The following is a 25,124-nucleotide window of genomic DNA, read 5'->3' as shown; positions in this document are numbered from 1 at the left end:
AAGGTCGCCCCTTCGCAATCTAAAACCAGCAGGAATCCCGCGCGTTGGAGAGGTCCGACTGCGCGGTACAGTTGCAACAGGAGGCACCTAATGGCAGACGCGGCCATTCATGGTCACGAGCATGAAGATCAGCGCGGCTTTTTCACCCGCTGGTTCATGTCGACCAACCACAAGGACATCGGGATTCTCTACCTGGTCTTTTCGGCCCTTGCCGGTCTGATCTCGGTTCTGATGACTGTCTATATGCGGCTCGAACTGATGCACCCCGGTGTTCAGTATATGTGCCTCGAAGGTTTCATGGCCGATCCATGTACCCCCAACGGTCACCTCTGGAACGTGATGATCACCTATCACGGTGTTCTGATGATGTTCTTCGTGGTCATCCCTGCCCTGTTCGGCGGATTTGGTAACTATTTCATGCCGTTGCAGATCGGCGCGCCGGACATGGCGTTCCCGCGGATGAACAACCTGTCCTTCTGGCTGTATGTCGCTGGCACCTCGCTGGGCGTCGCCTCGCTGCTCAGCCCCGGTGGTAATGACCAGCTTGGTTCAGGTGTTGGCTGGGTTCTGTATCCACCGCTGTCGACGACCGAAGGCGGCATGTCCATGGACCTTGCGATCTTCGCCGTGCACGTATCGGGCGCCTCCTCGATCCTCGGCGCGATCAACATGATCACCACCTTCCTGAATATGCGTGCCCCGGGCATGACACTGTTCAAGGTGCCTCTGTTCAGCTGGTCGATCTTCGTCACTTCGTGGCTGATTCTGCTGTCGCTGCCGGTTCTGGCAGGCGCCATCACCATGCTGCTGATGGACCGCAACTTCGGCTTCACCTTCTTTGATCCGGCCGGTGGCGGCGATCCGATCCTGTATCAGCACATCCTTTGGTTCTTTGGCCACCCGGAAGTGTACATTGTGATCCTGCCCGGCTTTGGCATCATCAGCCACGTGATCGCGACCTTCGCGCGCAAACCAATCTTCGGCTACCTGCCGATGGTCTGGGCGATCATCGCGATCGGTGTGCTGGGCTTCGTCGTATGGGCGCACCACATGTACACCGTTGGCATGTCGCTGCGCCAGCAGGCCTACTTCATGCTGGCCACGATGGTCATCGCGGTTCCGACCGGCGTTAAGGTCTTCTCGTGGATCGCGACCATGTGGGGCGGCTCGATCGAGTTCAAAACCCCGATGCTGTTCGCCTTCGGCTTCCTGTTCCTGTTCACCGTTGGTGGTGTGACCGGCGTTGTGCTGTCGCAGGCCGGCGTGGACCGTGCCTATCACGACACCTACTACGTCGTTGCGCACTTCCACTACGTGATGAGCTTGGGTGCCGTCTTCGCGATCTTCGCTGGCGTGTACTTCTACTTCTCGAAGATGACGGGCCGTCAGTATTCCGAGTTCTGGGGCAAGGTTCACTTCTGGCTGTTCTTCATCGGCGCCAACCTGACCTTCTTCCCGCAGCACTTCCTGGGCCGTCAGGGCATGCCACGCCGCTATATCGACTACCCTGAAGCGTTTGCTCAGTGGAACTTCGTTTCGTCGATTGGTGCGTTCATCTCGTTCGCCTCGTTCCTGCTGTTCTTCGGCATCGTGATCTACGCCCTGCTGCGTGGTGCGAAAGAGACACGCCCGAACCCGTGGAACGAATACGCGGATACGTTGGAATGGACCCTGCCCACGCCGCCGCCTGAACACACGTTCGAGCAGCTGCCCAAGCAGGAAGACTGGGACAAGGGCCACGCGCACTAATCCCGCCATCCAAACCAAATTCAGCAAAGCCCCGCCCCGTGCGGGGCTTTGTGTTTTTTACGCCCCCAGTCCGCAACTTGCTGCACCCAACACGTAGACGCACCAAAGATCAGGCCGCTAGTATTTGCGAAAACAGCATAATCTAAGACGGGTGCGCGCCACATGATTCTCCATCACGGCATCACACTTCGGCAACTGGTCAAAGGCTCTGCCGGGTTCATTTGCATCGTCATGGCCTGGATACTCCCGCTTGAACTAGTGGATGAAGTTACTCCGCTTGAGTTGATCTCGAACTCCAGCCCACCGGTCACGATGCTGGGTTTGGCAGTGGCATTTTTTCTGGGTTTCAAGAACACCTCGGCCTATGGCCGCTGGGTCGAGGCCCGCAAGATCTGGGGGGACATCGTCAACGCCAGTCGCGATTGGGGCAACACGATCAGCAATCTGGTTCAGGCTGACGGCACGCCGCTTGCGCCCGAGATACGGCGTGAATTGCTGGAACGTCATATCGCTTGGCTCAACATGCTGGCATTTCAGCTGCGCCAGCCCGCAACGCATGGACGTGCCCGCCGCCCGTGGATGTTCGGGCACAAACCGGTCGTGGACAAAATCGCGCTGCATCAGGAACCCGAATGCTGGCGCGATACCCAACTGGCGGCTGATATGCCTCTGCTCGAAGGGAAATCCAACCGTGCCGCGTACCTGTTGTTTCTTCAGGGTGAGCGGCTTTCATCACTGGCGCAATCCGGCAAGATCGACCCCTATTGGCATGTGGCGCTGATGAACCGGCTAGCACGGTTAGCAGACGCGCAAGGCCAAAGCGAACGTATCAAGAATACCCCCTTCCCACGGCAGGTCGCCGAGGTCGGACGCATCTTCAGCTATATTTTTATCTTCATGTTACTGCTGGCGTTGAATGACCAACGCTCGATCACCGCTGGCATGGGCTACTCGGTAACAAAATCCGTTCTGCTTGACTGGGCAGTCTTTGCTCCGATCGGAGCGTTGGTTTGCTGGATTTTCTTCGTGACTGAACGGGTCAGCGCCTCGATGGAGGACCCGTTCGAAGGCGACGTAACCGATGTTCCGATCTCGTCCATCTGCCGCATGATCGAAATCGACCTGCGCCAGATGACTTCCTGTGGCACTGCCCCTCAGCCGACAGAACCCATCGATAAAGCGTTACTTTGACCATTTAAATTGGGCAAAGATCGAAAAAACCTCCGTTTTGCGGTATTCTGGTTGGCAAAGCCCCTTTTGACAGGAGCCTTGCTATGCCCGAGATCGACTTTTGGTATTCAATCGGCAGCACTTACAGTTTTCTGACCATCACGCGCCTGGATGGCTGGTGCGAAGAAAACGATGCGACAGTAACCTGGCGCCCCTTCAACGTGCGCACGGTGATGTCGGAACAGCAAAATATACCCTTCGCGGGCAAACCGGTGAAGTCGGCCTATATGTGGCGCGATATTGAGCGGCGCGCCGCGAAATATCACATCCACGCCAAACTTCCCGCCCCCTATCCAATTTCTGACCTGGCGCTGGCAAATCAGGTGGCTTTGCTGGGCATGCAGGACGGCTGGGGCGCCGGGTTCACGCAAAATCTTTATCGGATCTGGTTCGAGGACGGGATTGAGGCCGGTAGCGAAAGCGCCATTTCCGAAGCCCTGCTTCGGTGCCAACAAGATCCACGCCTGATGCTTGCCCGTGCCCGCAGCCCGGACGCTGTTGCAGCCTTGGAGGACGAGACAAACAAGGCCATCAAACTGGGGGTTTTCGGCGCACCCAGCTTTGTTGTCCGCGACGAAGTGTTCTGGGGTGATGACCGGCTTGACGATGCCCTGTCATGGGTCCGCGTCGGCCACGTTGTCTGACTGATTTTTGCTTCGACATTGCGCCGGTCTGAGCTAGGTTCCCGCCATGCCTTATCGATGGACAGAAAACTCGGACGCTGAACAGGAACTGCGGCTTTGGCCGCACAACTCCTTGCCACCACGTGGTGCAATGACCGTCATCTTGTCGGTGTTCCTGTTCGGACTGATCCCGCTGCTGGCGATGTTGGGTTCGATCGTCCTGTGGGGTCTGCTGCCGTTCCTACTGCTGACGGTTCTGGGCCTCTGGTTGGCAATCCAGACAAACTATCGCGCGCGCAGCGTGTTCGAGGTTCTGACCTTAGGCCAGACGCAAGCCCACCTTGTGCACCACCACCCAGACAAGGGCGATCAGGAATGGACCTGCAACCGCTATTGGGCCCGTCCTGAAATGCACACCAGCGGTGGTCCGGTACCCCATTACGTAACGCTGATCGGCGATGGGCGCGAAGTTGAGATCGGCGCGTTCCTGTCCGAGGACGAGCGGATCGCGCTGTTTGATGATCTGAGTCAGAAACTGCGCAAATCGACGTGATTAAGCGCCGTTCGAGTTAGCGCAAAGATGATCTTTGACCATCGGTCCTACTTTGCCGAAATCCATCTGACCGGTATAGCGCGACTTCAACTCGCCCATCACCTTGCCCATATCGCGGATTGAGCCCGCCCCAGTAGACGTGATGGCGGTCTGAATGGCCTTGCTAACTTCGTCGTCGTCCAGCTGTTTGGGCAGGAATTCCTCAATCACCTCAACCTCGCGCAGTTCCCGCTCGGCCAAATCAAGGCGTCCACCCTCTTCGTAGGCGCGTGCGCTTTCCTTGCGCTGCTTGGTCATTTTACCCAGAATTTCAAGCACTTCGGCATCGCCGCAGCCTTTGGTCTCTTCATTGTCAGAGGCGCGCGAAGCAATATCTCGATCCTTGATCGCCGCATTGATCAGGCGCAGTGTCGAAAGACGCTCGGCGGCTTTGTCTTTCATAGCTTGCTTCAGGGCAGAGTTCACCCGTGATCGCATATCCATATGGTCTGTCCATCCCCATGGCAAAGGAACCCTGACCATATCGAAACAAAAAGGTTGGTACAACAGTGGACATTAATTGTAACTCATTGATTTTTAACAATAGCCCAAAATTTGAACAGACTTGACCCTAGCGTATAACCCACTTAGTTATGCGCCCGTTTACCTTGCAGGAGAGTCGCGCCATGGCCCAGAACGCCCCGTCCAAGCCCACCGCATGTCTGGCGTTGGCCGATGGAACCCTGTTTTACGGTGTGGGCTTCGGCGCAACCGGTCAAACCGAGGCCGAGTTGTGTTTCAACACCGCCATGACGGGCTATCAAGAGATCATGACCGATCCTTCTTATGCGGGCCAGATCGTGACCTTCACTTTCCCGCATATCGGCAATGTCGGAGTGAATCCCGAAGATGACGAAACCGGCGACCCGGTGGCAGCCGGGATGGTCGTCAAATGGGACCCGACCGAGCCGTCGAATTGGCGCGCTGTAGAAGAGTTAAAAAGCTGGCTGGCCCGCCGTGGTCGCATCGCAATCGGCGGCGTCGATACCCGCCGCCTGACCCGGGCGATCCGTCAGCAAGGCGCACCGCACGTGGCGCTGGCTCATGATCCCGAGGGAAACTTCGATATCGAAGCCCTGATTGCTGCAGCGCGTAGTTTTGCGGGTCTCGAAGGGATGGATCTGGCCAAAGAAGTCACCTGCGCCCAAAGCTATCGCTGGGATGAGATGCGTTGGGCTTGGCCCGATGGCTACCAGCGTCAGGAAGCTCCGATGCACAAGGTGGTCGCGATCGACTATGGTGCCAAGCGCAACATCTTGCGCTGCCTCGCCTCGGCGGGTTGCGACGTAACCGTATTGCCCGCCACCGCAACGGCCGCGGAGGTGCTGGCACACAAGCCGGACGGAGTGTTCCTGTCAAACGGACCCGGCGATCCGGCGGCTACCGGCGAATATGCAGTTCCCATGATCAAGGAAGTGCTGGATACAACAGATCTGCCTGTCTTTGGCATCTGCCTAGGTCATCAGATGCTGGCACTGGCGCTTGGCGGGCAGACGATCAAGATGAACCACGGCCACCATGGTGCCAATCATCCGGTCAAGGATATGGAAACCGGTAAGGTCGAGATCACCTCGATGAACCACGGCTTCGCCGTGGACGCGGAAACACTGCCCGATGGCGTAGTCGAAACGCATCGCTCTCTGTTTGACGGCTCGAACTGCGGTATCCGCATGACGGGTCGCCCGGTTTATTCGGTGCAGCATCATCCAGAAGCGTCACCCGGCCCGCAGGACAGTTTCTACCTGTTCGAACGCTTTGCCGCCGCGATGGCGGATCAAAAAACACAAGCTTAAAGGCGAATTCAACAGCGTTAACCGTGTGTTAACCCTGACTAAGCAACCCTGCCGGATGTTACATGCGGCAGGGTTTCGTTATGGTCGAATTGAATCTCCAGCGTCAGACACTGGCGCAGCCTGTGCCCGGGCCGCATTCGCGCAAACCGCTCGGCACATGTCTCGTCGAACAAGGCATCATCACATCCGACCAGTTGGCGCGCGCCCTGCGGATGCAAGTATTCCAGAACGCGCCATTGGGGGAAATACTGGTCAGTGAAGGATGGGCCAGCCGTGCGCAGGTCCTCTCGGCGCTGTCTGACCAAACCGGCCTTCAGATCGCTGATCTTGCGCAGGTACCACCTGCCGCAGACCTCTGCTTGCTCGAACCGGTCGAGTTTTGGTTGAAGCACAATGTACTGCCCTGGATGCGTGTGGGGCCAATCCTGCTGATCGCTACAGCCAGGCCAGATACATTTGACGCAGTGGCAGACGCATTGAAAGGCCACGGTTACACGATCATCCCGGTTCTGGCAGGACCCGAGCAGATCGATGCCGCCATCGCCTGTCAATATGCTCAACCGCTGGCACAAGCTGCAGAAACTCGCGTTGAGGCGCGGCAAAGCTGCAGGAATTGGTCGACCCAGACGCGCCGTGGGCCGATCATTGGATTTATCCTGTTCGCGGCACTCTGTGTTTGTTTCCCAATAGTTGGCCTCGGCCTTCTTTTGGGCTTTGCACTGCTGACTCTGGGGCTGTTCTTGTCTCTCAGGCTCTCGGGGCTCATTGCTTATCTATGGCGAGAAAAATCTGAGCCAACAACAAAGACCTCTGAGTCACTTCGCCTACCCCGCGTCTCGATCCTTGTGCCGCTATATAAGGAACGCGAGATTGCCGATGACCTGATCGCCCGGCTGCGCCGCCTGACCTATCCCAAAGCGTTGCTGGATGTCATTTTGGTGCTGGAAGAGCGGGATGACGTAACCAATGAGGCGCTCAGGCAAATAGAACTGCCAACCTGGATGCGCGCCATTGTTGTGCCGGATCGGGGTGACCTGACTACCAAGCCCCGTGCGATGAACTATGCCCTGGATTTCTGCCGTGGAGAGATTTTGGGCGTTTGGGATGCCGAAGACGCCCCGCAACCCGATCAGATTGAAACCGTTGTCCGCCATTTCGCGAACGCCCCAAAGGAAGTGGTGTGCCTGCAAGGTATTCTAGACTACTACAATCCGCGCACCAATTGGCGGTCGCGCTGTTTTAGCATCGAATACAGCGGCTGGTTTCGCGTCGTCCTGAAAGGCATCGCGCGAATTGGTCTGGTCGTTCCGCTGGGCGGCACAACCTTCTTTTTTCGCCGCGACAAGCTGGTCGAACTGGGCGGTTGGGATGCCCATAATGTCACCGAAGATGCCGATCTGGGTGTCCGCCTAAGCCGTGCCGGATATCGGACCGAGATCGTCAGCACCACGACCTATGAAGAGGCGAACTTTCGCGCCTGGCCATGGGTAAAGCAGCGTTCGCGTTGGCTGAAAGGGTTCATGGTCACCTATCTGGTGCATATGCGCGCACCACGCCAATTGCTGCGCGATCTGGGGTTGCTGCGCTTTTTGGGCTTACAGGCCTTTTTTCTGGGAACACTGGGCCAATTCCTTCTGGCCCCGCTTTTGTGGGCGTTCTGGCCCATCTTTTTCGGGCTGCCCCACCTGTATCAACCAATCCTGACACCCGGTTTATTGACTGCCTGCGTGGTTCTGTTTCTCGTCGCCGAAGCCGCCAACCTATTGGTGGGTATCTGCGGTGTCATCGCAGGCAAACGCAGGTTCCTGCTACCCTGGGTGCCGACCATGGTGCTTTACTATCCGCTGGGCGTGTTGGCGGCCTACAAAGGCCTGTGGGAACTGGCGGTCAATCCGTTCTTCTGGGACAAGACCCAGCACGGCCATGCGGTCGAGGAACGTGAGGCCGCTATTTCTCGCGCCGGATCGCATCCTGTTTCAGCCGCGTCATGAAAGCGACCGAAATGTGATCCTGCAACGCCTTGGCCGCCGCGTCCTCGTCTCGCGCCGCAATCGCGTCCACGATGCCTTTGTGCTCGCTCTGCGCAATCTCGCCACGCCCTTCTGCGGCCAGCGATGTGGTCGCCATCAAGGCCATGGTCCGATGCACCAGATCAAGCTGCTGCACCAGATAGCGGTTATGCGAAGCCAGGTGAATCTGTTCGTGAAATCTCCGGTTGGCCCGCGACAGCGCAACAGGATCTCCGATCAACTCATTGTCAGCCACCACCATGTCCCGAAGGACCCGAATTTCCTCTTCGGTTGCGTGTTTTGCGGCCAGACGTGCGGCCAGCCCTTCCAATTCACGCCGGACAACATAAAGCTCGGCCATCTGGTTGTGGTCCAATGAGGCCACGATCAACGACCGCCCGTCCCGTTCCAGCAACGACTGCGTTTCCAGCCGCTGCAGCGCCTCGCGGATCGGAGTACGCGAAACGCCAAACCGCTCGGCCAGTTCGCTTTCCACCAGCCGATCACCAGGCTTGTAGACACCGACGTCTATCGCTTCGAGAATAAGGCTATAGGCGTCCGTATTGGACTGTTTGGATTGGGGCATCGGCTGAATTGTCTCCTCGTTCGGACCTGTCTAGCCGCCACACGCCCCCCCGATCAAGTGCGGCATTGAAAACCGCAGCCCATCGCCCTAAACCCAAAGCATGGTCAAACCTGCCTTTTTCCATGTCACCCAATGGGTGTTCGATCTAGACAACACGCTTTACCCGCCGCATATGCGCCTGTTCGATCAGATCGAAGTGCTGATGACGGATTACGTCGTGCAAGCTATCGGCGTCGACCGCCCCGAGGCCGACCGGTTGCGTTCGCATTACTGGCGCGAATACGGCACGACACTCGCGGGCCTGATGGCAGAGCACGATCTGGACCCCGATCCCTATCTTCACGCCGTGCATCAGGTGGACATGAGCCATATGGAACCCGATGTTGCGCTGGCGGAACATATCCGCGCTTTGCCCGGGCGACGCATTGTCTATACCAATGGATCTGCACCTTATGCCGAGCGCGTTCTGGCGGCACGCGGTCTGAATGGGCTGTTCGACGCGATCTATGGCGTAGAACACGCAGGCTATCGTCCCAAGCCGCAAAAAGCCGCGTTCGAGGCGATCTTTGCGCAGGATGGAATCGATACAGCGAAAGCCGCCATGTTCGAAGATGATCCACGCAATCTGGCCGCCCCGCACGAGATGGGAATGCGTACCGTGCACGTCGCGCCTGACCCGCACGAGGCTGACCATATTCACCATCACACCGATGATCTGACCGGGTTTCTGGGTCGCCTGCGATAGGCTGTCACACTGCGACGATCTGTTCGTTTCGCAGGTGCAGAATTGACCCCATATGCTGCTCAGCGACGAACAGAATCGGAGACCCCAATGACCGCGCTTGAGATGCCGCAGCGCCTGCCTCTTTGGCAGCGCCTTTTGTTTGCAATTCCCGTGTTTGGCTGGATGGCCCGAGACGCGGCCAATGCCGAAGCTGAAGACCTTTATTATACAGCCGCGGCGCTGGTCAGCATGTGGGGCTGTTCCATCCTTCTGTTCGGCCTGCCGGGTCTTTATATTCCCGCCCTGATGCTGGTGCCGACGATGTTCCTTGTCCTGATTTTGATCTCTCGGGGATAAAGCACGAGACAGGATGTCACTTGGCGCCCACCGCGCAACAGCACTAGTGTCTGCGGCAACGGAGACATACTCATGACTGACAGCTGTGACATCCTGATTTCCGGCGGCGGAATCGCCGGATTGACCGCCGCCGCCGCCTTTGGCGCTGCCGGGTTCGACGTAGTCTGCGTCGATCCCACCCCTCCGATCACCGAGCGGGACGTGGACGGATCGGATCTGCGTACCACCGCTTTTTTGCAGCCTGCCCACGGTCTGTTGGAACAATGCGGGCTTTGGGCCAAACTGGATGCCCACGCCGCGCCCCTGCAGATCATGCGCATCGTAGATGCGGGCGGAGATGTGCCTGAACCGCGCGTCGTGCGTGATTTCAACGCCGCCGATATCTCGGACCAGCCATTCGGATGGAACCTGCCCAACTGGCTGTTGCGCCGCGAGATGGTAGTACGCTTGGCCGAATTGCCAAATGTCGATTTCCGCCCGGGCACCGGCACGGTCAGCCTGTTCACCCGCACCAATGAGGCGCGGGTCGGCCTGAGCGACGGAACCCGCATCCGCTGCAAACTGGTAATCGCCGCCGACGGGCGCAGTTCACCAATGCGCGAAGCTGCCGGGATCAATGTTCATACCACGCGCTACGGCCAAAAGGCCCTCGCCTTCGCCGTCACACATCCTATCCCGCGCGACAATGTCTCGACCGAGATTCACCGCTCGGGCGGGCCGTTCACTTTGGTGCCCCTGCCCGACTGGCAAGGCCAGCCGTCCTCGGCCATTGTCTGGATGGAACGTGGGCCACGTGCCGTTGAACTGCTAAACCTTGAATCCGACGAGTTCGAAGCCGCCATGACCGAACGCTCTTGCGGGCTGTTCGGACCGCTGAAATTGGCCTCGCGCCGGACGATCTGGCCGATCATCAGCCAGTCGGCGGAACGGTTGTCGGGTGAACGCATCGCGCTGATGGCCGAGGCCGCGCATGTGGTGCCACCTATTGGTGCGCAGGGGCTGAACATGTCGTTGGGCGATCTGCGCTGCTTGCTGGAATTGACGCAAGCCCGGCCCGAGGGCTTAGGCGATGCGCAGATGCTGGATTCCTATCACAAGGCCCGCCATACCGAGATCGAACTGCGCGTCAAAGGCATCGACCTGCTGAACCGCGCCTCGATGATCGAAGCGCGTCCGCTGCGCGACGCACGAGCGATGGGGCTGAATGCGCTCTATTCCCTACCACCCGTGCGCAAGACGTTAATGCAAATGGGCCTCGGCGTCCGCTGAACCGTAGGGCGGGCTTCTGCCCGCCACGCTATTACAGCACCTGATCCAGAACCCGTTTCAGGCGCGCAATCGTGTCGTCAACATCATACAGCTTGTCCAAGCCAAACAGGCCGAGACGGAAGGTGCTGAACCCTTCGGGTTCGTCACATTGCAGCGGTACGCCGGCTGCGATCTGCATGCCCAGGGCCGCGAACTTCTTGCCGTTCTGCACTTCGGGGTCTGCTGTATAGCTGACCACCACACCCGGCGCGCCGAACCCTTCGGCAGCAACCGACATGACGCCCTTGTCCCTAAGATAGGCCCGGACGCCATCACCCAGCGCCCATTGCGCCGCGCGCAGCTTTTCGAAGCCGTACGCGCGCGTCTCGGCCATTGTGTCGCGGAAGGAAAGCAGAGAATCCGTCGGCATGGTGGCGTGATAGGCATGGCCGCCATTCTCGTAGGCCTGCATGATCTGGCGCCATTTCTTCAAATCTATCGCAAAGCTATCGGATGAGGTTTCTGCCAGCCGCGCCTCGGCGCGTTCGGATAGCATGACAAGACCGGCGCATGGCGTTGCGCTCCACCCCTTCTGCGGAGCCGAGATCAGCACATCCACTCCGGTGGCCTTCATATCGACCCAGGCACAGCCCGAGGCGATGCAGTCCAGCACCATCAACGCCCCCACCTCATGCGCAGCAGCGGCCATCGCTGTCACATAATCATCAGGCAGAATCACTCCGGCCGAGGTCTCAACATGCGGCGCGAAGACAATACCCGGTCGTTTCTCATGGATTGTCGCCACAACTTCATCAATCGGGGCCGGAGCAAAAGGTGACGGGCTGGAATTGCCGGTTTCACGCGCTTTGAGAACGGTGGTCGACGATGTCAGATCACCTGACTCGATGATCTGACTCCACCGATATGAAAACCACCCATTGCGTACGACAAGCACATCAGCATCCCGCGCAAACTGTCGCGCGACGGCTTCCATCCCATAGGTGCCTCCGCCGGGAATGACCGCAACGCCTTCAGCATTGTAAACTTCACGCAGCATTGCCGAAATATCGCGCATGACTCGCTGAAAACTTGCAGACATATGGTTCAGAGAACGGTCGGTAAAAACCACCGAGAACTCCTCCAGCCCGCCCGGGTCAACAGTATTCAGTAGTGCCGGCATGACGCATCCTTTCTATTGGGTCCTTTTTGTTCTGCCTTGTCTTGCGCGCTCGGTAAAGCGTCAAACGCGGCCTGAAGTTGACCCAAAGTAACCCACAGCCAAAAATTTCATTTTGAGTTTTTACATGCCACAATTAGCAGAAATGACGCCAACCAGAGTCAGGTCCCCTTTACACCCTAGCGTGTTTCTGAACAGATACACACACTTTGAACAAGAACGGATAATTTTACTCGTGACTGCGCAAAAGCGGATTAGTTTTCAAGTCGTTCGAGACGAGGTAAAGCGGCGGATTGAATCCCGCATATGGCCTCAGGGCTCGCTTTTACCCACCGAAACCCAATTAGCGGAAGAGTTCAATTGTGCCCGCGCCACGGTGAACCGGGCGCTGAGGGAGCTCGCCGAACAGGGCTTTGTCGAGCGCAAGCGCAAAAGCGGAACGCGGGTCAAGAAAGAACCACGCAAACAAGCCAAGCTTGAAATTTCACTTGCGAGACAAGCGGTTGAGAACCAAAACTCAGCCTATCGCTATGCTCTGGTGGAACGGAACGTGGTCTACAGCCCCGGCTGGCTGACCTCGCAACTGAATGTCGAACCGGACGCGCGCGTTCTGCACGTGATCTGCATGCACTATGCAGACAACCGCCCCTTCCAGCTTGAAGAACGCTGGATCAATATCGAAGCCGTGCCCGAGGTCGAGCAAGCCGACCTCAACAAAAGTGGCCCACACGAATGGTTGTTGAATGCTGCCCCGTTCACCGAAGCTGAAATCGCCTTTTGCGCGATCTCGGCGGACAATCGTCTAGCTGATTTCATGGGCACGACCACTGGCACTTCGATGATTCAGCTGGAACGGACCACGTGGAAGGACGGGCAGCCGATGACTTTCGCCCGCATGACCCATCATCCGGGGTTCCGCATCCGCACTAAATACTAACCGATCGGCCCGGGCAGGCGTTCTTCGCTCAGCAGTACATTGGCTTCGACCTCTCCGGCCCCTGGTAAGGTCATCACCCTTCGGCGCAGAACCCGTTCGAAGTCTGCCAGATCCCGCGCCACGACGCGCAAGCGATAATCATAAAGACCCAGCACATGCTCAACCGTCTGCACCTCGGGAATGGCGCTGACGGCACGTTCAAAATCTTCAAGGCTGACCTGCCCTTTTCGCGCAAGTTTCACGCCGAGAAAGACGGTCACTCCAAAACCCAGGGCCTCGGCATTCAGACGCAGCCGCCGCCCCTTGATCACGCCTGCTTCTTCCAGTCGACGAATACGCCGCCAGGTCGCGGGCTGCGATAAGCCAAAGCGGCGCCCCAGAGCTCCCGCGCTTTGGGTCGCGTCCTGCACCAGCGCGCGCAGAATTCTGCGGTCGATCTCATCCAGTTCGATCATACCGGCAACACCTCATCCCGTTTGACTCGGGCGATATGCATAAGGGCTTCGATATCGGCGATATGCGGTAGGGTCAGAATGCGATCGCGATAGACCTGTTGATAATGCGCCATATCTCGCGCCAACACCGATAGGCGCACATCCACCCGGCCAAGGAAGGTCTGGATCTCGATCACCTCGGCCACGTTCCGCGCCGCCGCCGTGAATTCGTCGAACGCCCGTGCCTGCGTCTTGTCCAGCGTTATCCGCAAAGAGACCTCGACCGCATAGCCCAAGGCGGCCCAGTCGATAACGGCTTCCTGCCCCTCGATCACTCCTGCCGCTTGCATCTTTTCGATCCGGCGCCAGCAGACGCCCGAAGTGATGCGGCATCGCTCAGCCAATTCTGCCGTTGTCAGGCTTGGCTCGGCCTGGAAGTGGCGTAGTATACGTCGATCAACATCATCAAGCATGATTTTTTCACATTTTGTTCACTAGAAGAATTATTCTTCATCTATTTGTCAAATACCCAATCCAAACCCTATCGCCAATAGCAATCACGCAGGATAGAAGCACATCAACCGAAACTGAAAGGACCGGCGAAATGCGCGTCTATTACGATCGCGATTGCGACATCAACCTGATCAAAGACAAAAAAGTGGCGATTCTGGGCTATGGCTCGCAAGGCCACGCCCACGCGCTGAACCTGCGCGACTCGGGCGCCAAGAACCTGGTCATCGCCCTGCGCGAAGGCTCCCCCTCGGCCAAGAAAGCCGAAGCGGAAGGCCTGCAGGTGATGGGCATCGCCGAAGCCGCAGCCTGGTGCGACGTTATTATGTTCACCATGCCTGACGAACTGCAGGCTGAGACGTACAAGAAATACGTCCACGACAACATCAAGCCGGGCGCTGCCATCGCGTTCGCCCACGGCCTGAATGTCCATTTTGGCCTGATCGAGCCGAAAGAAGGCGTGGACGTTATCATGATGGCCCCCAAAGGCCCCGGCCACACCGTGCGCGGCGAATACACCAAAGGCGGCGGCGTTCCTTGCCTCGTCGCGGTCGACAACGACGCGACCGGCAAAGCGCTGGAAATCGGCCTGTCATACTGCTCGGCCATCGGTGGCGGCCGTTCGGGCATCATCGAAACCAACTTCCGCGAGGAATGCGAAACCGACCTGTTCGGTGAGCAGGCTGTTCTGTGCGGCGGTCTGGTTGAACTGATCCGCTGCGGCTTTGAAACGCTGGTTGAGGCCGGCTACGCGCCCGAGATGGCATATTTCGAGTGTCTGCACGAAGTGAAGCTGATCGTTGACCTGATCTATGAAGGCGGCATCGCCAACATGGATTATTCGATCTCGAACACGGCAGAATATGGCCAGTACGTCACCGGCCCGCGTATTTTGAAATACGACGAGACCAAAGCGCGTATGAAAGAGGTTCTGAACGACATCCAGCAGGGTAAATTCGTCCGTGACTTCATGCTGGAGAACGCTGTAGGCCAACCGACCATCAAAGCGTCGCGCCGTGCGAACGATGAGCACATGATCGAGGAAACCGGTGCAAAACTGCGCGCCATGATGCCCTGGATCTCGGCTGGTAAAATGGTCGACAAAGAAAAGAACTAAGTCTGACAAATGTCAGCGAAAGGGCGGCCCCGGTGGCCGCCCTTTTCATTTGGTGACAGCATTTGCGTAGCATTCGCCCAGAACATAATCCCAGCCACTGTCGTAACCGGTGCGTTTGTCCGACGCCTCAGATGCCCAGACTTCCCAGCCCGAATGGGTCAGAGTGACCGTGGTATGCCCGGCTCCGTGGGCTGCGAACCGGACCTCAACCCGCGTGGGGCGGTCGGTGTTGGTGCCGGGGTGCCAGCTGAAGGCCAGGCGAGCCCCCTGTTCGAAGATCAACACTTTGCCCCAATCAGCGCGGGTGCCATCGAACATGGTTTCATAAACCGCACCGCCGACATGAGGTTCGATCACAACTGCCAGCGCAGGCTTGCCTTGCGCCGCTGAGACAGCGTGCCCATCCAATGGCCACCATTTGGCAATGCGATTTACAAAAACATCAAAGGCGTGCTCGGGCGCTGCGTTCACAACAATGGTCTTGATGATTGGTTCGATCATGCATCTCGTCCTTCGTTTACCTCGGCGGCGAAACTCTCCAACACGTCCGACCAGTATTGCTCGAGCCAGGCGCGCAGTTCTGCCAGCCCCTCGGGTCGGGCGGCATAGATGCGGCGCGTTCCCTCAGCCCTGCAAACGACAAGTCCGGCATCGGACAAGACCTTTAAATGTTGCGAGACCGCCGGGCGGCTTACGGGCAAATCCGCAGCCAGATCACCAACCGCCCTGGGGCGCTCCGCCACCTCCTCAAATACCTTGCGACGGGTCGAATCCCCTAAAGCCGAAAGCACTTCTTTGTAAGCCATAGCTTACGGTAAGTAATGACTTACCTAATGTCAATATCAGCGCGTGACACCGTCAGATTCGCGGGATAAGTGGATGGAATGGTTCAACAACCGACAAAACAGGATTGGAGCGGTGTTTTCACGCTGGGCCTCATCTGGGGCGGGACGTTCATGGTGGTTGCCATGGCGCTGGAAGGCTATGGACCGGTCACCGTGGCGACGTCGCGCACCACATTGGGTGCCGTTATGCTGCTGGTGCTGATGCGCCTTACCGGACGGCGTATTCCGAGTTTGACACCAGCCCTTTTGAGTTCGATTTTCTTCATCGGCATTCTGTCGACGGCGGTTCCCTTCATGCTGTTAAGCTGGGGGCAACAATTTGTCCCTTCGGCCTTTGCGGGTCTGTCCATGGCGGCGATTCCGCTGATGGTTCTGCCGCTGGCACATTTCTTTTCGGATGAGCCTATGAACCTACGGCGTCTGGTCGGCGTTTGCCTTGGCTTCTCTGGCGCGCTTGTGTTGATCGGGCCCGGTCTGGCGCAATTGGGTCAGGGTACGCAGCCACTGGCGCAAATGGCCTGCGTCACGGCAGCCTTGTGCTACGCCAGTTCGTCGATCCTGACCCGCCGCTGCCCTCCGATTGAACCGATGGCTCTGGCAGCCCTGACGCTGCTGGTTGGCGCAGTACTATTGATACCTATCATGCTGCTAACCGAGGGGCTTCCCTCGTGGCAGGGAACGCGCCCCAGTCTGGCCCTGATCGTTCTGGGCCTTGTCCCCACGGCCTTCGCCACCCTGCTGCGAGTATCCATCACCCGCAGCGCCGGGTCCGTCTTTCTGACGCTGGTGAACTATCAGGTGCCCGTTTGGTCGATGGTGTTCGGGGCCTGGATTCTATCCGAAGCCCTGCCGCTGCGGTTCTATATCGCGCTTGCCATGATCCTAACCGGGCTGGCAATCAGCCAGTGGTTCACTCTGCAGAAAATGCTACTGGGGCGTTAACCCGTCACCGCCTCAACCTCGGATACGATCCCATCGACCACTTGGGTCAGCAGTGCGGCATCCTCGCATTCCGCCATCACCCGGATCAGAGGTTCCGTGCCCGATTTGCGGATCAGCAAACGCCCCTGCCCATTCAGACGCGCCTCGGCCTCGGAAATCGCGCTTTTGACGCTGGCCGCTTCCAGCGGGGCCTGCCCCGCGCTAAAGCGCACATTCTTCAGCAATTGCGGCACCGTCTCAAACTGGCGCGATAGGTCCGAGGCTTTCTTGCCGGATTGCACCATCTCTGCCAGAAAATGCAGCCCCGCCATCAGACCGTCGCCGGTTGTGGCATAGTCGCTCATCACGATGTGACCTGACTGTTCGCCACCAAGATTGAAACCACCCTCGCGCATCCGTTCAACCACATAGCGGTCGCCAACGGCAGTCCGCTCCAGACGCAGCCCCTGCCCGGCCAGGTGCCGCTCCAACCCGAGGTTCGACATCACAGTGGCCACCAAGGCGCCGCCTTTCAACTGATCCGCGCGGGACCACGCGGTCGCCAACAGAGCCATCAACTGATCCCCATCGGCGACAGCGCCAGTTTCGTCGATCACAACGACGCGGTCGGCATCCCCATCCAGACAGATACCTACATCGGCGCCGTGTGAAACCACGGTTTCGGCCGCAACACGAGGCTGGGTTGAGCCACATCCGAGGTTGATGTTCTTGCCGTTCGGCGCGATGCCGACCGGGATCACATCTGCTCCCAACTCCCAAAGAACTTCCGGCGCAGTACGGTGCGCGGCACCGTTGGCGCAGTCGATCACGACCTTCAGCCCATCCAAGCGCAGATTGCGCGGCAGCGATGATTTCACGCGCTCGCCATAACGGAACCGCGCATCGTCAACCCGACGCGCACGACCAATATTCTGCGCCTGTGCGGGGCTTACGCCTTCTTCGATCAGCCGCTCGATCTCAATCTCGGCCTGATCGGACAGCTTGAACCCGTCCGGCCCAAAGAATTTAATTCCATTGTCGATCGCCGGATTGTGGCTAGCCGAGATCATCACGCCCAGATCCGCGCGCATCGAGCGGGTCATCAACCCCACCGCAGGCGTCGGCACCGGCCCCAGCAGCAGCACGTTCATACCGGTCGAGGTCAAACCTGCCGTCAACGCATTTTCCAGCATATAGCCCGACAGCCGCGTATCCTTGCCAATAACAACACGGTGTACGCCCGAGGCATCGCGGCGGAAATACCGCCCCACAGCCGCGCCAATCCGCAAAGCCATTTCCGCCGTCATAGGGTGCGTGTTGGCGGTGCCCCGCACCCCGTCGGTTCCAAACAGCTTGCGCATAAGTCGGTCTCCTGAAAATTCCTTTTGCCCGGATTACCGGACGGCGGCCCATAGACGCAAGGCCTGAGCCGTCTCGGCCACGTCATGTACCCGTACAATCTGCACACCCTGTGATATTCCCGCCAGAGCAACCGCGATTGACCCCGGCGCGCGGGCATCCTTGCGCGGCTCTTTGCCGACCTGACCAATAAATCCCTTGCGCGAAACGCCCAGAAGGATTGGACAGCCAAGCCCGTGAAACAGGCTGAGATTGCGCAGAAGCGTCAGGTTGTGGTCCAGATTCTTGCCAAACCCGATGCCCGGATCGATGACAATCAGATCGCGGCTGAGCCCCAGTCCTTCTAGATGCGCGATTTGCCCCTCAAGGAAATCGTAAACATCCAGCAGAACATTGTCATAGTGCGGGTCATCCTGCATCGTGGTCGGATCACCCTGCATATGCATCACACAAACCGGAGCCTCAATCTGCGCGCAAAATGGTGCAAGTTTAGGATCGAAGGTAAATCCCGACACATCGTTGATCAGTCCCGCACCTGCCAGATGAGCCGCCTTGGCAACACCGGTCTTGCGAGTATCGATCGAGATCAACACATCTGTCTCGCCCCGAATTGCCTCAATCAAAGGGCGTGTGCGGGCAATCTCTTCGTCTTCAGGCACAAAATCAGCGCCCGGGCGCGTGGATTCGCCGCCAATGTCCAGAATACTTGCACCATGCGCTACCATGTCGGCGGCAGCGGTCCGAGCGGCCTCGACCGAGTTATGCAGCCCCCCATCCGAGAAGCTATCCGGCGTGGCATTCAGAATGCCCATGATCTGCGTTCGTGCCATATCAAGTCCGGCAATCGCTGGACGCGCGCAGGTCAGACGATCCAGCTGTTCCTTTGGGATTTCAACGGCATCGACGATCTGGGTGCTTTGCCCGCGCTCAATCCGTTCGGCCTGTGAGAACCACAGCACCTGCCCTGCTAGTGGTACCGCCCCGTCGACGCGCGTGCTCCCATGCTGGACCAATGGGCGGTAATAGACGGTCACAGTTGCGCCTGCTGCACCGGAACTGCGCGCAATGGCGTTTTGGGGGCTTCGGGCAGGTCTCCGCCAATAACCAGCATCTCGCTGGCTTCAAAGGTTGCTGCGAACCAAGCCGCCAGCGCCACCGCGTCAGACGGCGCGGCTGAGGGGCCATCGACCGCATCCAGAACAATTTTGGAGGGTGCCCAAACACAAATCTGGCCGTTTTTCATCGCCCAATCCAACTCGGTCCGCGTTGAAACGACCACGCAACGGTGATCGCGCGCAGCCAGAACCCAGGCGTTCTGTTCAATTGCCAACAGATCTATCCGGCGTTGGGTCATTGCGTGACCCGTCTGCGGCACATCCAGATCAGACGCCCCAACACACAGGATCAGCGGGCGCTGGCGATTCTCAAGCTGGTCGATCCAGCCGGTGAGATTACCTGATGAAATCGCTGCATTCGACAGAAAGACCAACCGTGGATGTGGCCGCTCTTCTTCGGCCACATCATGATGTACCGCATCCTTGCCGCGCACGATCTCGACGCCAAGCGCGCCGGGTCCACGATCCAGTTTTTCAATGCGGACAAAAGCTCTTACAGCCTGAGGCTCAAGCAGAATGCGCTCCGCCACGCGATCTGCCAGTGTCTCGAGCAAATTCAGCCGTTCAGCAGCCAACTCGAACGCAATCGCTTCGGTTACACGGTCGTAAGACAGAATACGATCCACGTCATCATCGATGGGGTCTGTCAGCGGGCGCACCTCGACCACGATGTTAAAGCAGATCCGTTGCGTGGTACCGCGTTCGGCCTGAAACGCCCCGATCTCGACCTCAACGATGTGATCGCGCAGCGAAATGCGGTCCAGCGCACCGCGCGCGGCGGTAGCCTCGGACCGTTCGGACGGGTGCGCAAAGGCAAGACGGATTTCAGAGCTCATGCGGCGGACCTTTTCGGGCTCGGTGGACTGATGATCAGCCCACTTTAGGCGTTTCGCGGGCGTATAGCATCGCAGCAAACGCCTTTCCAGCTACGGAATGCGGCGTTACGTGACCCGGAACCAGCTCATCATACCCGATGCCGCATGGCCTAGCATGTGACAATGCAACAGCCAGTTGCCCGGATTGTCAGCTACCAACGCTACTTGCCGCACCTGCCCTCGATCGACTAGAACAGTGTCGCGCCACGGCCCCAGTGTACCGTCCTGCAGGATAATGCGAAAATGGTGTCCATGCAGATGCATCGCATGTGGAAACGCCGTTTCATTTGCGAATTCAATCCGATGAACTGATCCCAATCGCGCATCCAGAAACGGATCATCTGGCCGCTCTGCATATCCGTTCAAAGCCCAGAATCGTCCAAGCTGAGCCAACTCGCGCCCCGACAGCTCGGAATCGCCCAATTTGGCGCTCTCCAGCCAGCGCATTGCACCCCCCTGCATCGTCATACGATGCAGAGGTGTATTCTGCAGTTCAATTTCGGGCATTCGGTTTGCTGGCAACGGTCTAACTTTTGTATCAGCAATACGCGATGCTACTCCGAACACATCAAATTTGACGAGTCCGTAAGCGCCATCCCGTTCTACACTCACAATACTTGCCGTCTGGCCGGATTCCGCTGAGACATCAACGATCAAGTCAACCCGCTGCGCAGGCGCCAAAGGAAAACTGCTCTCAACTCGCAATGGAACCTCAAGCGGCATACCGTCAAGCGCAACAATCCAACCAGCAAGCCCGTCGAGCGCTACGTCGAATACCCGGGCATTCGCGGCATTGATCACCCGCAATCGCAATCGTTCAGACGCCTGCACCGGATAAGAAGGGTCAAACTCTCCGTTCACCGTTACAATGTTGCCCAGCCGACCCGCATGGCTCAGATCATGACCATTGTCGAAATCGCTGGATATCTTTGCGCTCTCGGTGTCAAGGCGCCAATCGTCCAGCATTAAGGTCAGGTCCTGATCAACATCGGGTCCGCTGGCTTCTTCGACGATCAAAGGGCCATAAAGCCCACGCGCGACCTGCTCCATCGATTGGTTGTGCGCATGATACCAATAAGTTCCCGCATCCGGCACCACGAAATCATATTCAAAGTTGGAATCTGGCTGCACAACTTCCTGCGTCAGGCCGGGCACTCCATCCATCGCATTGTCGATCCGGATGCCATGCCAGTGAACGGTCGTTGGTTGCGGCAGCATGTTTACAAGCTTGCGGCGTACCCGAGCCCCCTGCGGAACACGGATTTCCGCGCCCGGAACACCGCCGCCATAACTCCAGACCGGAGTTTCCGGATATCCCTGGGGCGCGATCTGCTGGAGGGAAGTCTGTGCCACCAGTTCGGTGGCAGATGCCATCGCCACGCGTGGTATCATCGACAAGGCCAGGGTCGATTGCAGAAACTGTCGGCGTGTTATGGTCATTGCGAGCCTCCTGGCTCGCAACATAGTTGGTAAAACGCCTGTTGCCAGCACCCTTCCAGCGCTGGTGCGTCAATCAGTTGCTGGCCGTGCGATAATTGTGCTTGTAGAAGATATGCACGCCAATACGCGCCGTTTCTTTATAGACGCGGGACCAGGACGGGCGCACTGCCTTGGTGTGATAGTGCGTGGCACCTGCGGTCATCTCTTCAGCTACACCATCGATTGCGGCACGGGCGACTTTCGAAACGCGATCATAAGCGCGTTTTTCGTTGATAATCTCTTTCTGCCCGTCACAGGTGTAGGTGAACTGGCACTGATATTTCTTGCCCGTTCCTTGCTTGATCACACCGCACAGTGAATCCGGAAAGCGACCGCTTTCAACCCGGTTCAGGATAACCTCGGCCACTGCAAACTGACCGCGTACGCTTTCACCGCGAGCCTCGAAATACAGCGCTTCGGCAAGACAACGGAAATTTTCATCTCCGGTCGCCTTTGGCTGCTGGTCCAGCCAGGCTTTGGTGTAGGAGATTTCGACTTTTTCCGGCGCCTTACGCGGCTTAAACAGTTTCAGGTAATCGCGGAAGCTTTGTGCTGGCAACTCGTTACGTGTGACCAACTCAACAGATTTTGTATCGCCTTGCCTATCGGCAAAGGACAAACTCGGTAGCAAGGCTGCGGCCCCCACGGCAACAGCCACTATGTAGCGTCTCATCAGATAACCTCGCACAGGCACAAACGCGCCATACCCTCCCCCGGCGGGCGCGACGAGGCTAATACCCCAGACGAAGCGAGACGTCCAGTTCTGAAAAAAATGCAAGAGAAAAACCGCTCACGCCGCCAATTATTATCGACAGCGGAACGTTTCTTACGCCACTATTTCTAGGTAGGAGACAGTTAGTCAACCCCCAAGTTTGGACGAAATCGCCAGTTGAGCGGCAGACAGCCGAGCGACAGGAACCCGGAAAGGAGAACAGGACACATAGTCGAATCCAAGTGACCTGCAGATTGCGATTGATTCGGGGTTACCACCATGTTCGCCACAGACAGAAAGCGTAACGTCTGGTTGGGCTTGGCGCCCGCGCTCGGCCCCCAGCTTCAGCAATTCACCTACCCCATCTGCATCCAGAACGTGAAATGGATCTTCGCCAAACACGCCTTGGCGGACATATGCCGACATGAACCGCCCCGCGTCATCGCGCGACAATCCGTAGGTCATCTGGGTCAGGTCGTTTGTTCCAAAGCTTAGGAAAGCGGAATGTGGCGCAATCTCATTCGCGCGCAGACAGGCCCGAGGCGTTTCCACCATCACTCCCAATCGATAGTCGAACTCCTGCCCCTGCTCCGAGGCAACCTCGGCCGCTACAGTATCGATGCGTGTTTTGACCAGTTCAACCTCGCGCTTGGCCGAGACCAGCGGGATCATGACCTCGGGCACGACAGGGGCACCTTCTTTGCTGGCCTCAACCGTCGCCTCGAAGATCGCGCGTGCCTGCATGTCGTAGATTTCCGGCACGGTGACACCCAGACGAACCCCGCGCAATCCCAGCATCGGGTTGTACTCGCTCATCGCCTCGACCCGACGTTCGACATCCGAGATTGGCAAATCCAGCGCCTCAGCCAGCTCTCGCTGACCGGTGCGCGTAGTGGGCAGGAACTCGTGCAAGGGCGGATCGAACAGGCGGATGCAGACCGGCTGCCCCTCCATAATCCGGAACAACTGCACAAAATCCTGCCGTTGCATCGGCAGCAACCGTTCCAACACAGCAGCGCGTCCAGATGGGGTCTGCGCAAAGATCATTTCGCGCATTACGGTCAAACGACCGGGATCGAAGAACATGTGTTCCGTTCGGCACAACCCGATCCCTTCTGCTTTAAAGTTTCGTGCAGTTTGCGCGTCAGCGGGTGTATCGGCGTTGGCGCGGATGGCGATGTCCCGCTCGGCATCGGCCCAGCTCATCAGTGTCTGAAAGCAATCATCCAGCGCCGCTTCAAGCATCTCGGGTTGTCCAGCCAATACCTGACCAGAAGTCCCATCGATGGTCAGAATATCGCCTGTCTTGAACACACGCCCATCCGGTGCGCTTAGCAGCTTTTTCTTGGTCTGGAATCGCATCTCGGACGCGCCGACGATACACGGCAAACCCAGACCACGGCCAATCACCGCCGCATGGCTGGTGATCCCGCCCTTTTCGGTCAAAACAGCTACTGCGGCATGCATTCCGCGCACATCTTCGGGCGAGGTTTCACGGCGCACAAGAATACAGGGCTCCCCCCGCGCGGCGCTGGCCTGCGCTTCGGCAGCCGTAAAGACAATTCGACCGGTCGCTGCACCGGGGCTGGCCGCGATGGCTGTGGTCAGCACATCACGCTCGGCCTCAGGATGGACCTGCCGGTGCAGAAGTTCATTCAGCGAATGCGGATCGATCCGCATCACGGCCTCTTGCGGCGGAATGATCCCGTCTTCGGCCAAGCGCACCGCGATCCGCATCCCGGCCCGCGACCCGCGCGGAACCCGCACGCCGTCCAGAATATGCACCTTGCCGTTCTGCACCACGAATTCGACCTGCATCTCTTCGCGCAGCTTTTCGCGCATTAACGCTGCGTGGGCCTTGAGATCGGCAAAAGCCTCGGGCGCCACATCTTCCAGCGATTGACCGCGTTCATCCTTTTCCAGATACAGCGCGGCGACACCTTCTCCCAGCGCATCGCGCCCCTGGCTCTGGCTCAGATAGCGACCCGTGATCTGGGGCATACCCGTCGCTGGATCGATCAGTTGCAATACGCCCGAACCACATTCGCCCTGCCCGACGCCCGGGATCATCTCTTGAATCACCAGACCCAAACCGGCATCCGCAGGTGCACCCTTGGCCTGCCTCAGCAGGCGAGCCGAGGTGCCGTCCCAGGCACGTGCCATCGAGCGCAAAACACCGATCAGCTGCTCTCCACGATCCTGCGGGAAGGCCTCGTCCGTCTCGTCTTCGTACGCCCGCAGGGACAAGCTCAGCCCTTCGCGCCCGTCCGCCTCGATGGTATCGAATACATCTGGGTCCAGACGCGCAATATGGAGCGCATAGCTCTGCACAAACCGCAGATATAGCGCCGCCGCCGCATCCGCCCCCATTTCCGCAGACCGATCCAGATATCGGGCATCGTTCATGCCGATATTCAGCACCGCCCCCGGTCCACCCCAGTCAGGATCTTCCGAACTGGGCCGTACACACAGCAATGACTCGGCGTCGAACTGTTCCAGAATGGCCGCGATGTCGGGAATGTCGCCCTTGGCAATTCGCTGCACCGCGTCAAAAGAAAGGGCCACGGTCCGCGGCACCGGCATGTCCAGCCTGACCAGTCGTTGCAGGCACTTCGCCCGGCCACCATGGGTATTGGCGGCAACGGGCGCTTTTGGAGTGATAAGCGTGGTATGCGGATTATTCTGCACTGCGGCACCTTTTGGTTTCACCGCAGCATAAGCCCCTGCGCCCT

25 protein-coding genes are annotated in these 25,124 nt (G+C 58.3%); 12 read left to right on the top strand and 13 right to left on the bottom strand.

The features are described from left to right. The first annotated feature begins 90 nt into the window (after positions 1 to 90). From ctaD to ACR0JG_RS09095, 4 genes are all read left to right on the top strand, one after another. A complete protein-coding gene (ctaD, locus tag ACR0JG_RS09110) occupies positions 91 to 1,749 on the top strand; it encodes a cytochrome c oxidase subunit I (protein WP_170393460.1) in 1,659 nt (552 codons plus the stop codon). 231 nt (positions 1,750 to 1,980) lie between these two features. Next, positions 1,981 to 2,940: a bestrophin family protein gene (locus tag ACR0JG_RS09105; RefSeq protein ID WP_480569212.1), complete on the top strand. Its 960-nt coding sequence runs from the start codon at positions 1,981 to 1,983 to the stop codon at positions 2,938 to 2,940. A gap of 83 nt (positions 2,941 to 3,023) precedes the next feature. Then, a complete protein-coding gene (locus ACR0JG_RS09100; protein ID WP_170393465.1) occupies positions 3,024 to 3,623 on the top strand; it encodes a 2-hydroxychromene-2-carboxylate isomerase in 600 nt (199 codons plus the stop codon). Positions 3,624 to 3,669: 46 nt separating this feature from the next. Continuing rightward, complete coding sequence (locus ACR0JG_RS09095; RefSeq protein WP_480569209.1) at positions 3,670 to 4,155, top strand: DUF2244 domain-containing protein; 486 nt, start codon at positions 3,670 to 3,672, stop codon at positions 4,153 to 4,155. Here the strand turns inward: ACR0JG_RS09095 and ACR0JG_RS09090 are convergent, their stop codons facing one another. Beyond that, positions 4,156 to 4,638, bottom strand: coding sequence for a GatB/YqeY domain-containing protein (locus ACR0JG_RS09090; RefSeq protein WP_170393469.1), 483 nt, complete (start codon positions 4,636 to 4,638; stop codon positions 4,156 to 4,158). It abuts the gene before it with no gap. 182 nt (positions 4,639 to 4,820) lie between these two features. Between ACR0JG_RS09090 and carA the strand changes: the two genes are divergently transcribed. Both carA and ACR0JG_RS09080 read left to right on the top strand, forming a co-directional pair. Further along, positions 4,821 to 5,987, top strand: coding sequence for a glutamine-hydrolyzing carbamoyl-phosphate synthase small subunit (carA, locus tag ACR0JG_RS09085; RefSeq protein ID WP_480569206.1), 1,167 nt, complete (start codon positions 4,821 to 4,823; stop codon positions 5,985 to 5,987). Between the two features lie 62 nt (positions 5,988 to 6,049). Continuing rightward, entirely contained in the window at positions 6,050 to 7,978 is a 1,929-nt protein-coding gene (locus tag ACR0JG_RS09080; RefSeq protein WP_480569203.1) for a glycosyltransferase family 2 protein, read from the top strand. Here the strand turns inward: ACR0JG_RS09080 and ACR0JG_RS09075 are convergent. After that, positions 7,935 to 8,582, bottom strand: a complete 648-nt coding sequence (locus tag ACR0JG_RS09075) for a GntR family transcriptional regulator (protein ID WP_170393473.1) — start codon at positions 8,580 to 8,582, stop codon at positions 7,935 to 7,937. The genes ACR0JG_RS09080 and ACR0JG_RS09075 overlap by 44 nt on opposite strands. Before the next feature lie 100 nt (positions 8,583 to 8,682). On the opposite strand from ACR0JG_RS09075, the gene ACR0JG_RS09070 reads away from it, so the two are divergent. The 3 genes from ACR0JG_RS09070 to ACR0JG_RS09060 all read left to right on the top strand — a co-directional run bounded on the left by ACR0JG_RS09070 (position 8,683) and on the right by ACR0JG_RS09060 (position 10,932). Beyond that, positions 8,683 to 9,327 (top strand): pyrimidine 5'-nucleotidase, encoded by a 645-nt coding sequence (locus tag ACR0JG_RS09070; protein ID WP_480569200.1) that lies wholly within the window; start codon positions 8,683 to 8,685, stop codon positions 9,325 to 9,327. A gap of 87 nt (positions 9,328 to 9,414) precedes the next feature. Beyond that, the gene (locus ACR0JG_RS09065) at positions 9,415 to 9,663 is read left to right on the top strand and encodes a hypothetical protein (RefSeq protein ID WP_170405023.1); all 249 of its coding nucleotides are present in this window, start codon (positions 9,415 to 9,417) and stop codon (positions 9,661 to 9,663) included. A 72-nt stretch (positions 9,664 to 9,735) separates the two neighbouring features. Further along, complete coding sequence (locus ACR0JG_RS09060; protein WP_480569197.1) at positions 9,736 to 10,932, top strand: UbiH/UbiF family hydroxylase; 1,197 nt, start codon at positions 9,736 to 9,738, stop codon at positions 10,930 to 10,932. Between the two features lie 31 nt (positions 10,933 to 10,963). Here the strand turns inward: ACR0JG_RS09060 and ACR0JG_RS09055 are convergent, their stop codons facing one another. Continuing rightward, entirely contained in the window at positions 10,964 to 12,091 is a 1,128-nt protein-coding gene (locus tag ACR0JG_RS09055; RefSeq protein WP_480569194.1) for an aminotransferase class V-fold PLP-dependent enzyme, read from the bottom strand. A 232-nt stretch (positions 12,092 to 12,323) separates the two neighbouring features. Between ACR0JG_RS09055 and ACR0JG_RS09050 the strand changes: the two genes are divergently transcribed. After that, positions 12,324 to 13,025, top strand: a complete 702-nt coding sequence (locus ACR0JG_RS09050) for a GntR family transcriptional regulator (protein ID WP_170393483.1) — start codon at positions 12,324 to 12,326, stop codon at positions 13,023 to 13,025. On the opposite strand, the gene ACR0JG_RS09045 is transcribed toward ACR0JG_RS09050, so the two are convergent. After that, positions 13,022 to 13,480: an Lrp/AsnC family transcriptional regulator gene (locus ACR0JG_RS09045; protein WP_170393485.1), complete on the bottom strand. Its 459-nt coding sequence runs from the start codon at positions 13,478 to 13,480 to the stop codon at positions 13,022 to 13,024. The two genes, ACR0JG_RS09050 and ACR0JG_RS09045, sit on opposite strands and share 4 nt — an antisense overlap. Then, positions 13,477 to 13,932: an Lrp/AsnC family transcriptional regulator gene (locus ACR0JG_RS09040; RefSeq protein WP_170393487.1), complete on the bottom strand. Its 456-nt coding sequence runs from the start codon at positions 13,930 to 13,932 to the stop codon at positions 13,477 to 13,479. The genes ACR0JG_RS09045 and ACR0JG_RS09040 overlap by 4 nt, the downstream gene beginning before the upstream one ends. A gap of 131 nt (positions 13,933 to 14,063) precedes the next feature. Between ACR0JG_RS09040 and ilvC the strand changes: the two genes are divergently transcribed. Next, positions 14,064 to 15,086 carry a ketol-acid reductoisomerase gene (gene ilvC, locus ACR0JG_RS09035; RefSeq protein ID WP_170393489.1) on the top strand — a complete coding sequence of 341 codons (1,023 nt, stop codon included), beginning with the start codon at positions 14,064 to 14,066 and terminating at the stop codon, positions 15,084 to 15,086. Between the two features lie 45 nt (positions 15,087 to 15,131). Here ilvC and ACR0JG_RS09030 read toward each other — a convergent pair whose 3' ends face one another. Continuing rightward, on the bottom strand, positions 15,132 to 15,587 hold the full coding sequence (locus tag ACR0JG_RS09030; protein ID WP_480569191.1) for an SRPBCC family protein: 456 nt from the start codon (positions 15,585 to 15,587) through the stop codon (positions 15,132 to 15,134). Then, a complete protein-coding gene (locus ACR0JG_RS09025; RefSeq protein WP_170731886.1) occupies positions 15,584 to 15,892 on the bottom strand; it encodes a metalloregulator ArsR/SmtB family transcription factor in 309 nt (102 codons plus the stop codon). The genes ACR0JG_RS09030 and ACR0JG_RS09025 overlap by 4 nt, the downstream gene beginning before the upstream one ends. Positions 15,893 to 15,970: 78 nt before the next feature. Between ACR0JG_RS09025 and ACR0JG_RS09020 the strand changes: the two genes are divergently transcribed. After that, entirely contained in the window at positions 15,971 to 16,873 is a 903-nt protein-coding gene (locus ACR0JG_RS09020) for a DMT family transporter (RefSeq protein WP_170405007.1), read from the top strand. Here the strand turns inward: ACR0JG_RS09020 and glmM are convergent. The 6 genes from glmM to ACR0JG_RS08990 all read right to left on the bottom strand — a co-directional run bounded on the left by glmM (position 16,870) and on the right by ACR0JG_RS08990 (position 25,101). Further along, on the bottom strand, positions 16,870 to 18,213 hold the full coding sequence (glmM, locus tag ACR0JG_RS09015) for a phosphoglucosamine mutase (RefSeq protein ID WP_170662194.1): 1,344 nt from the start codon (positions 18,211 to 18,213) through the stop codon (positions 16,870 to 16,872). The two genes, ACR0JG_RS09020 and glmM, sit on opposite strands and share 4 nt — an antisense overlap. 33 nt (positions 18,214 to 18,246) lie before the next feature. Then, positions 18,247 to 19,245: a dihydropteroate synthase gene (gene folP, locus ACR0JG_RS09010; RefSeq protein ID WP_480569188.1), complete on the bottom strand. Its 999-nt coding sequence runs from the start codon at positions 19,243 to 19,245 to the stop codon at positions 18,247 to 18,249. Continuing rightward, entirely contained in the window at positions 19,242 to 20,162 is a 921-nt protein-coding gene (locus ACR0JG_RS09005; RefSeq protein WP_480569185.1) for a dihydroneopterin aldolase, read from the bottom strand. Before ACR0JG_RS09005 ends, folP begins: the two co-directional genes overlap by 4 nt. A gap of 105 nt (positions 20,163 to 20,267) precedes the next feature. Beyond that, complete coding sequence (locus tag ACR0JG_RS09000; protein WP_480569182.1) at positions 20,268 to 21,641, bottom strand: multicopper oxidase family protein; 1,374 nt, start codon at positions 21,639 to 21,641, stop codon at positions 20,268 to 20,270. Positions 21,642 to 21,714: 73 nt separating this feature from the next. Further along, positions 21,715 to 22,353, bottom strand: a complete 639-nt coding sequence (locus ACR0JG_RS08995) for a cell wall hydrolase (RefSeq protein WP_170393504.1) — start codon at positions 22,351 to 22,353, stop codon at positions 21,715 to 21,717. Between the two features lie 186 nt (positions 22,354 to 22,539). After that, entirely contained in the window at positions 22,540 to 25,101 is a 2,562-nt protein-coding gene (locus ACR0JG_RS08990) for a putative PEP-binding protein (protein ID WP_480569179.1), read from the bottom strand. Between the last annotated feature and the right edge of the window lie 23 nt (positions 25,102 to 25,124).

The organism is Ruegeria sp. AD5 (assembly GCF_056542345.1).
The sequence above is the reverse complement of the archived record's forward strand: the minus strand, read 5'-3'. Positions and strand labels throughout refer to the sequence as shown.

Coding starts and splice junctions, on each gene's coding strand:
- ACR0JG_RS09060 (WP_480569197.1), top strand. CDS start 9,736: ATGACTGACAGCTGTGACATCCTGATTTCCGGCGGCGGAATCGCCGGA.
- ACR0JG_RS09095 (WP_480569209.1), top strand. CDS start 3,670: ATGCCTTATCGATGGACAGAAAACTCGGACGCTGAACAGGAACTGCGG.
- ACR0JG_RS09020 (WP_170405007.1), top strand. CDS start 15,971: ATGGTTCAACAACCGACAAAACAGGATTGGAGCGGTGTTTTCACGCTG.
- ACR0JG_RS09045 (WP_170393485.1), bottom strand. CDS start 13,480: ATGATCGAACTGGATGAGATCGACCGCAGAATTCTGCGCGCGCTGGTG.
- ACR0JG_RS09030 (WP_480569191.1), bottom strand. CDS start 15,587: ATGATCGAACCAATCATCAAGACCATTGTTGTGAACGCAGCGCCCGAG.
- ACR0JG_RS09055 (WP_480569194.1), bottom strand. CDS start 12,091: ATGCCGGCACTACTGAATACTGTTGACCCGGGCGGGCTGGAGGAGTTC.
- carA (WP_480569206.1), top strand. CDS start 4,821: ATGGCCCAGAACGCCCCGTCCAAGCCCACCGCATGTCTGGCGTTGGCC.
- ACR0JG_RS09025 (WP_170731886.1), bottom strand. CDS start 15,892: ATGGCTTACAAAGAAGTGCTTTCGGCTTTAGGGGATTCGACCCGTCGC.
- ACR0JG_RS09040 (WP_170393487.1), bottom strand. CDS start 13,932: ATGCTTGATGATGTTGATCGACGTATACTACGCCACTTCCAGGCCGAG.
- ACR0JG_RS08995 (WP_170393504.1), bottom strand. CDS start 22,353: ATGAGACGCTACATAGTGGCTGTTGCCGTGGGGGCCGCAGCCTTGCTA.
- ACR0JG_RS09070 (WP_480569200.1), top strand. CDS start 8,683: ATGGTCAAACCTGCCTTTTTCCATGTCACCCAATGGGTGTTCGATCTA.
- ACR0JG_RS09075 (WP_170393473.1), bottom strand. CDS start 8,582: ATGCCCCAATCCAAACAGTCCAATACGGACGCCTATAGCCTTATTCTC.
- ctaD (WP_170393460.1), top strand. CDS start 91: ATGGCAGACGCGGCCATTCATGGTCACGAGCATGAAGATCAGCGCGGC.
- ACR0JG_RS09000 (WP_480569182.1), bottom strand. CDS start 21,641: ATGACCATAACACGCCGACAGTTTCTGCAATCGACCCTGGCCTTGTCG.
- glmM (WP_170662194.1), bottom strand. CDS start 18,213: ATGCGCAAGCTGTTTGGAACCGACGGGGTGCGGGGCACCGCCAACACG.
- ACR0JG_RS09065 (WP_170405023.1), top strand. CDS start 9,415: ATGACCGCGCTTGAGATGCCGCAGCGCCTGCCTCTTTGGCAGCGCCTT.
- ACR0JG_RS09005 (WP_480569185.1), bottom strand. CDS start 20,162: ATGAGCTCTGAAATCCGTCTTGCCTTTGCGCACCCGTCCGAACGGTCC.
- ilvC (WP_170393489.1), top strand. CDS start 14,064: ATGCGCGTCTATTACGATCGCGATTGCGACATCAACCTGATCAAAGAC.
- ACR0JG_RS09080 (WP_480569203.1), top strand. CDS start 6,050: ATGCGGCAGGGTTTCGTTATGGTCGAATTGAATCTCCAGCGTCAGACA.
- ACR0JG_RS09090 (WP_170393469.1), bottom strand. CDS start 4,638: ATGGATATGCGATCACGGGTGAACTCTGCCCTGAAGCAAGCTATGAAA.
- ACR0JG_RS09100 (WP_170393465.1), top strand. CDS start 3,024: ATGCCCGAGATCGACTTTTGGTATTCAATCGGCAGCACTTACAGTTTT.
- ACR0JG_RS09105 (WP_480569212.1), top strand. CDS start 1,981: ATGGCCTGGATACTCCCGCTTGAACTAGTGGATGAAGTTACTCCGCTT.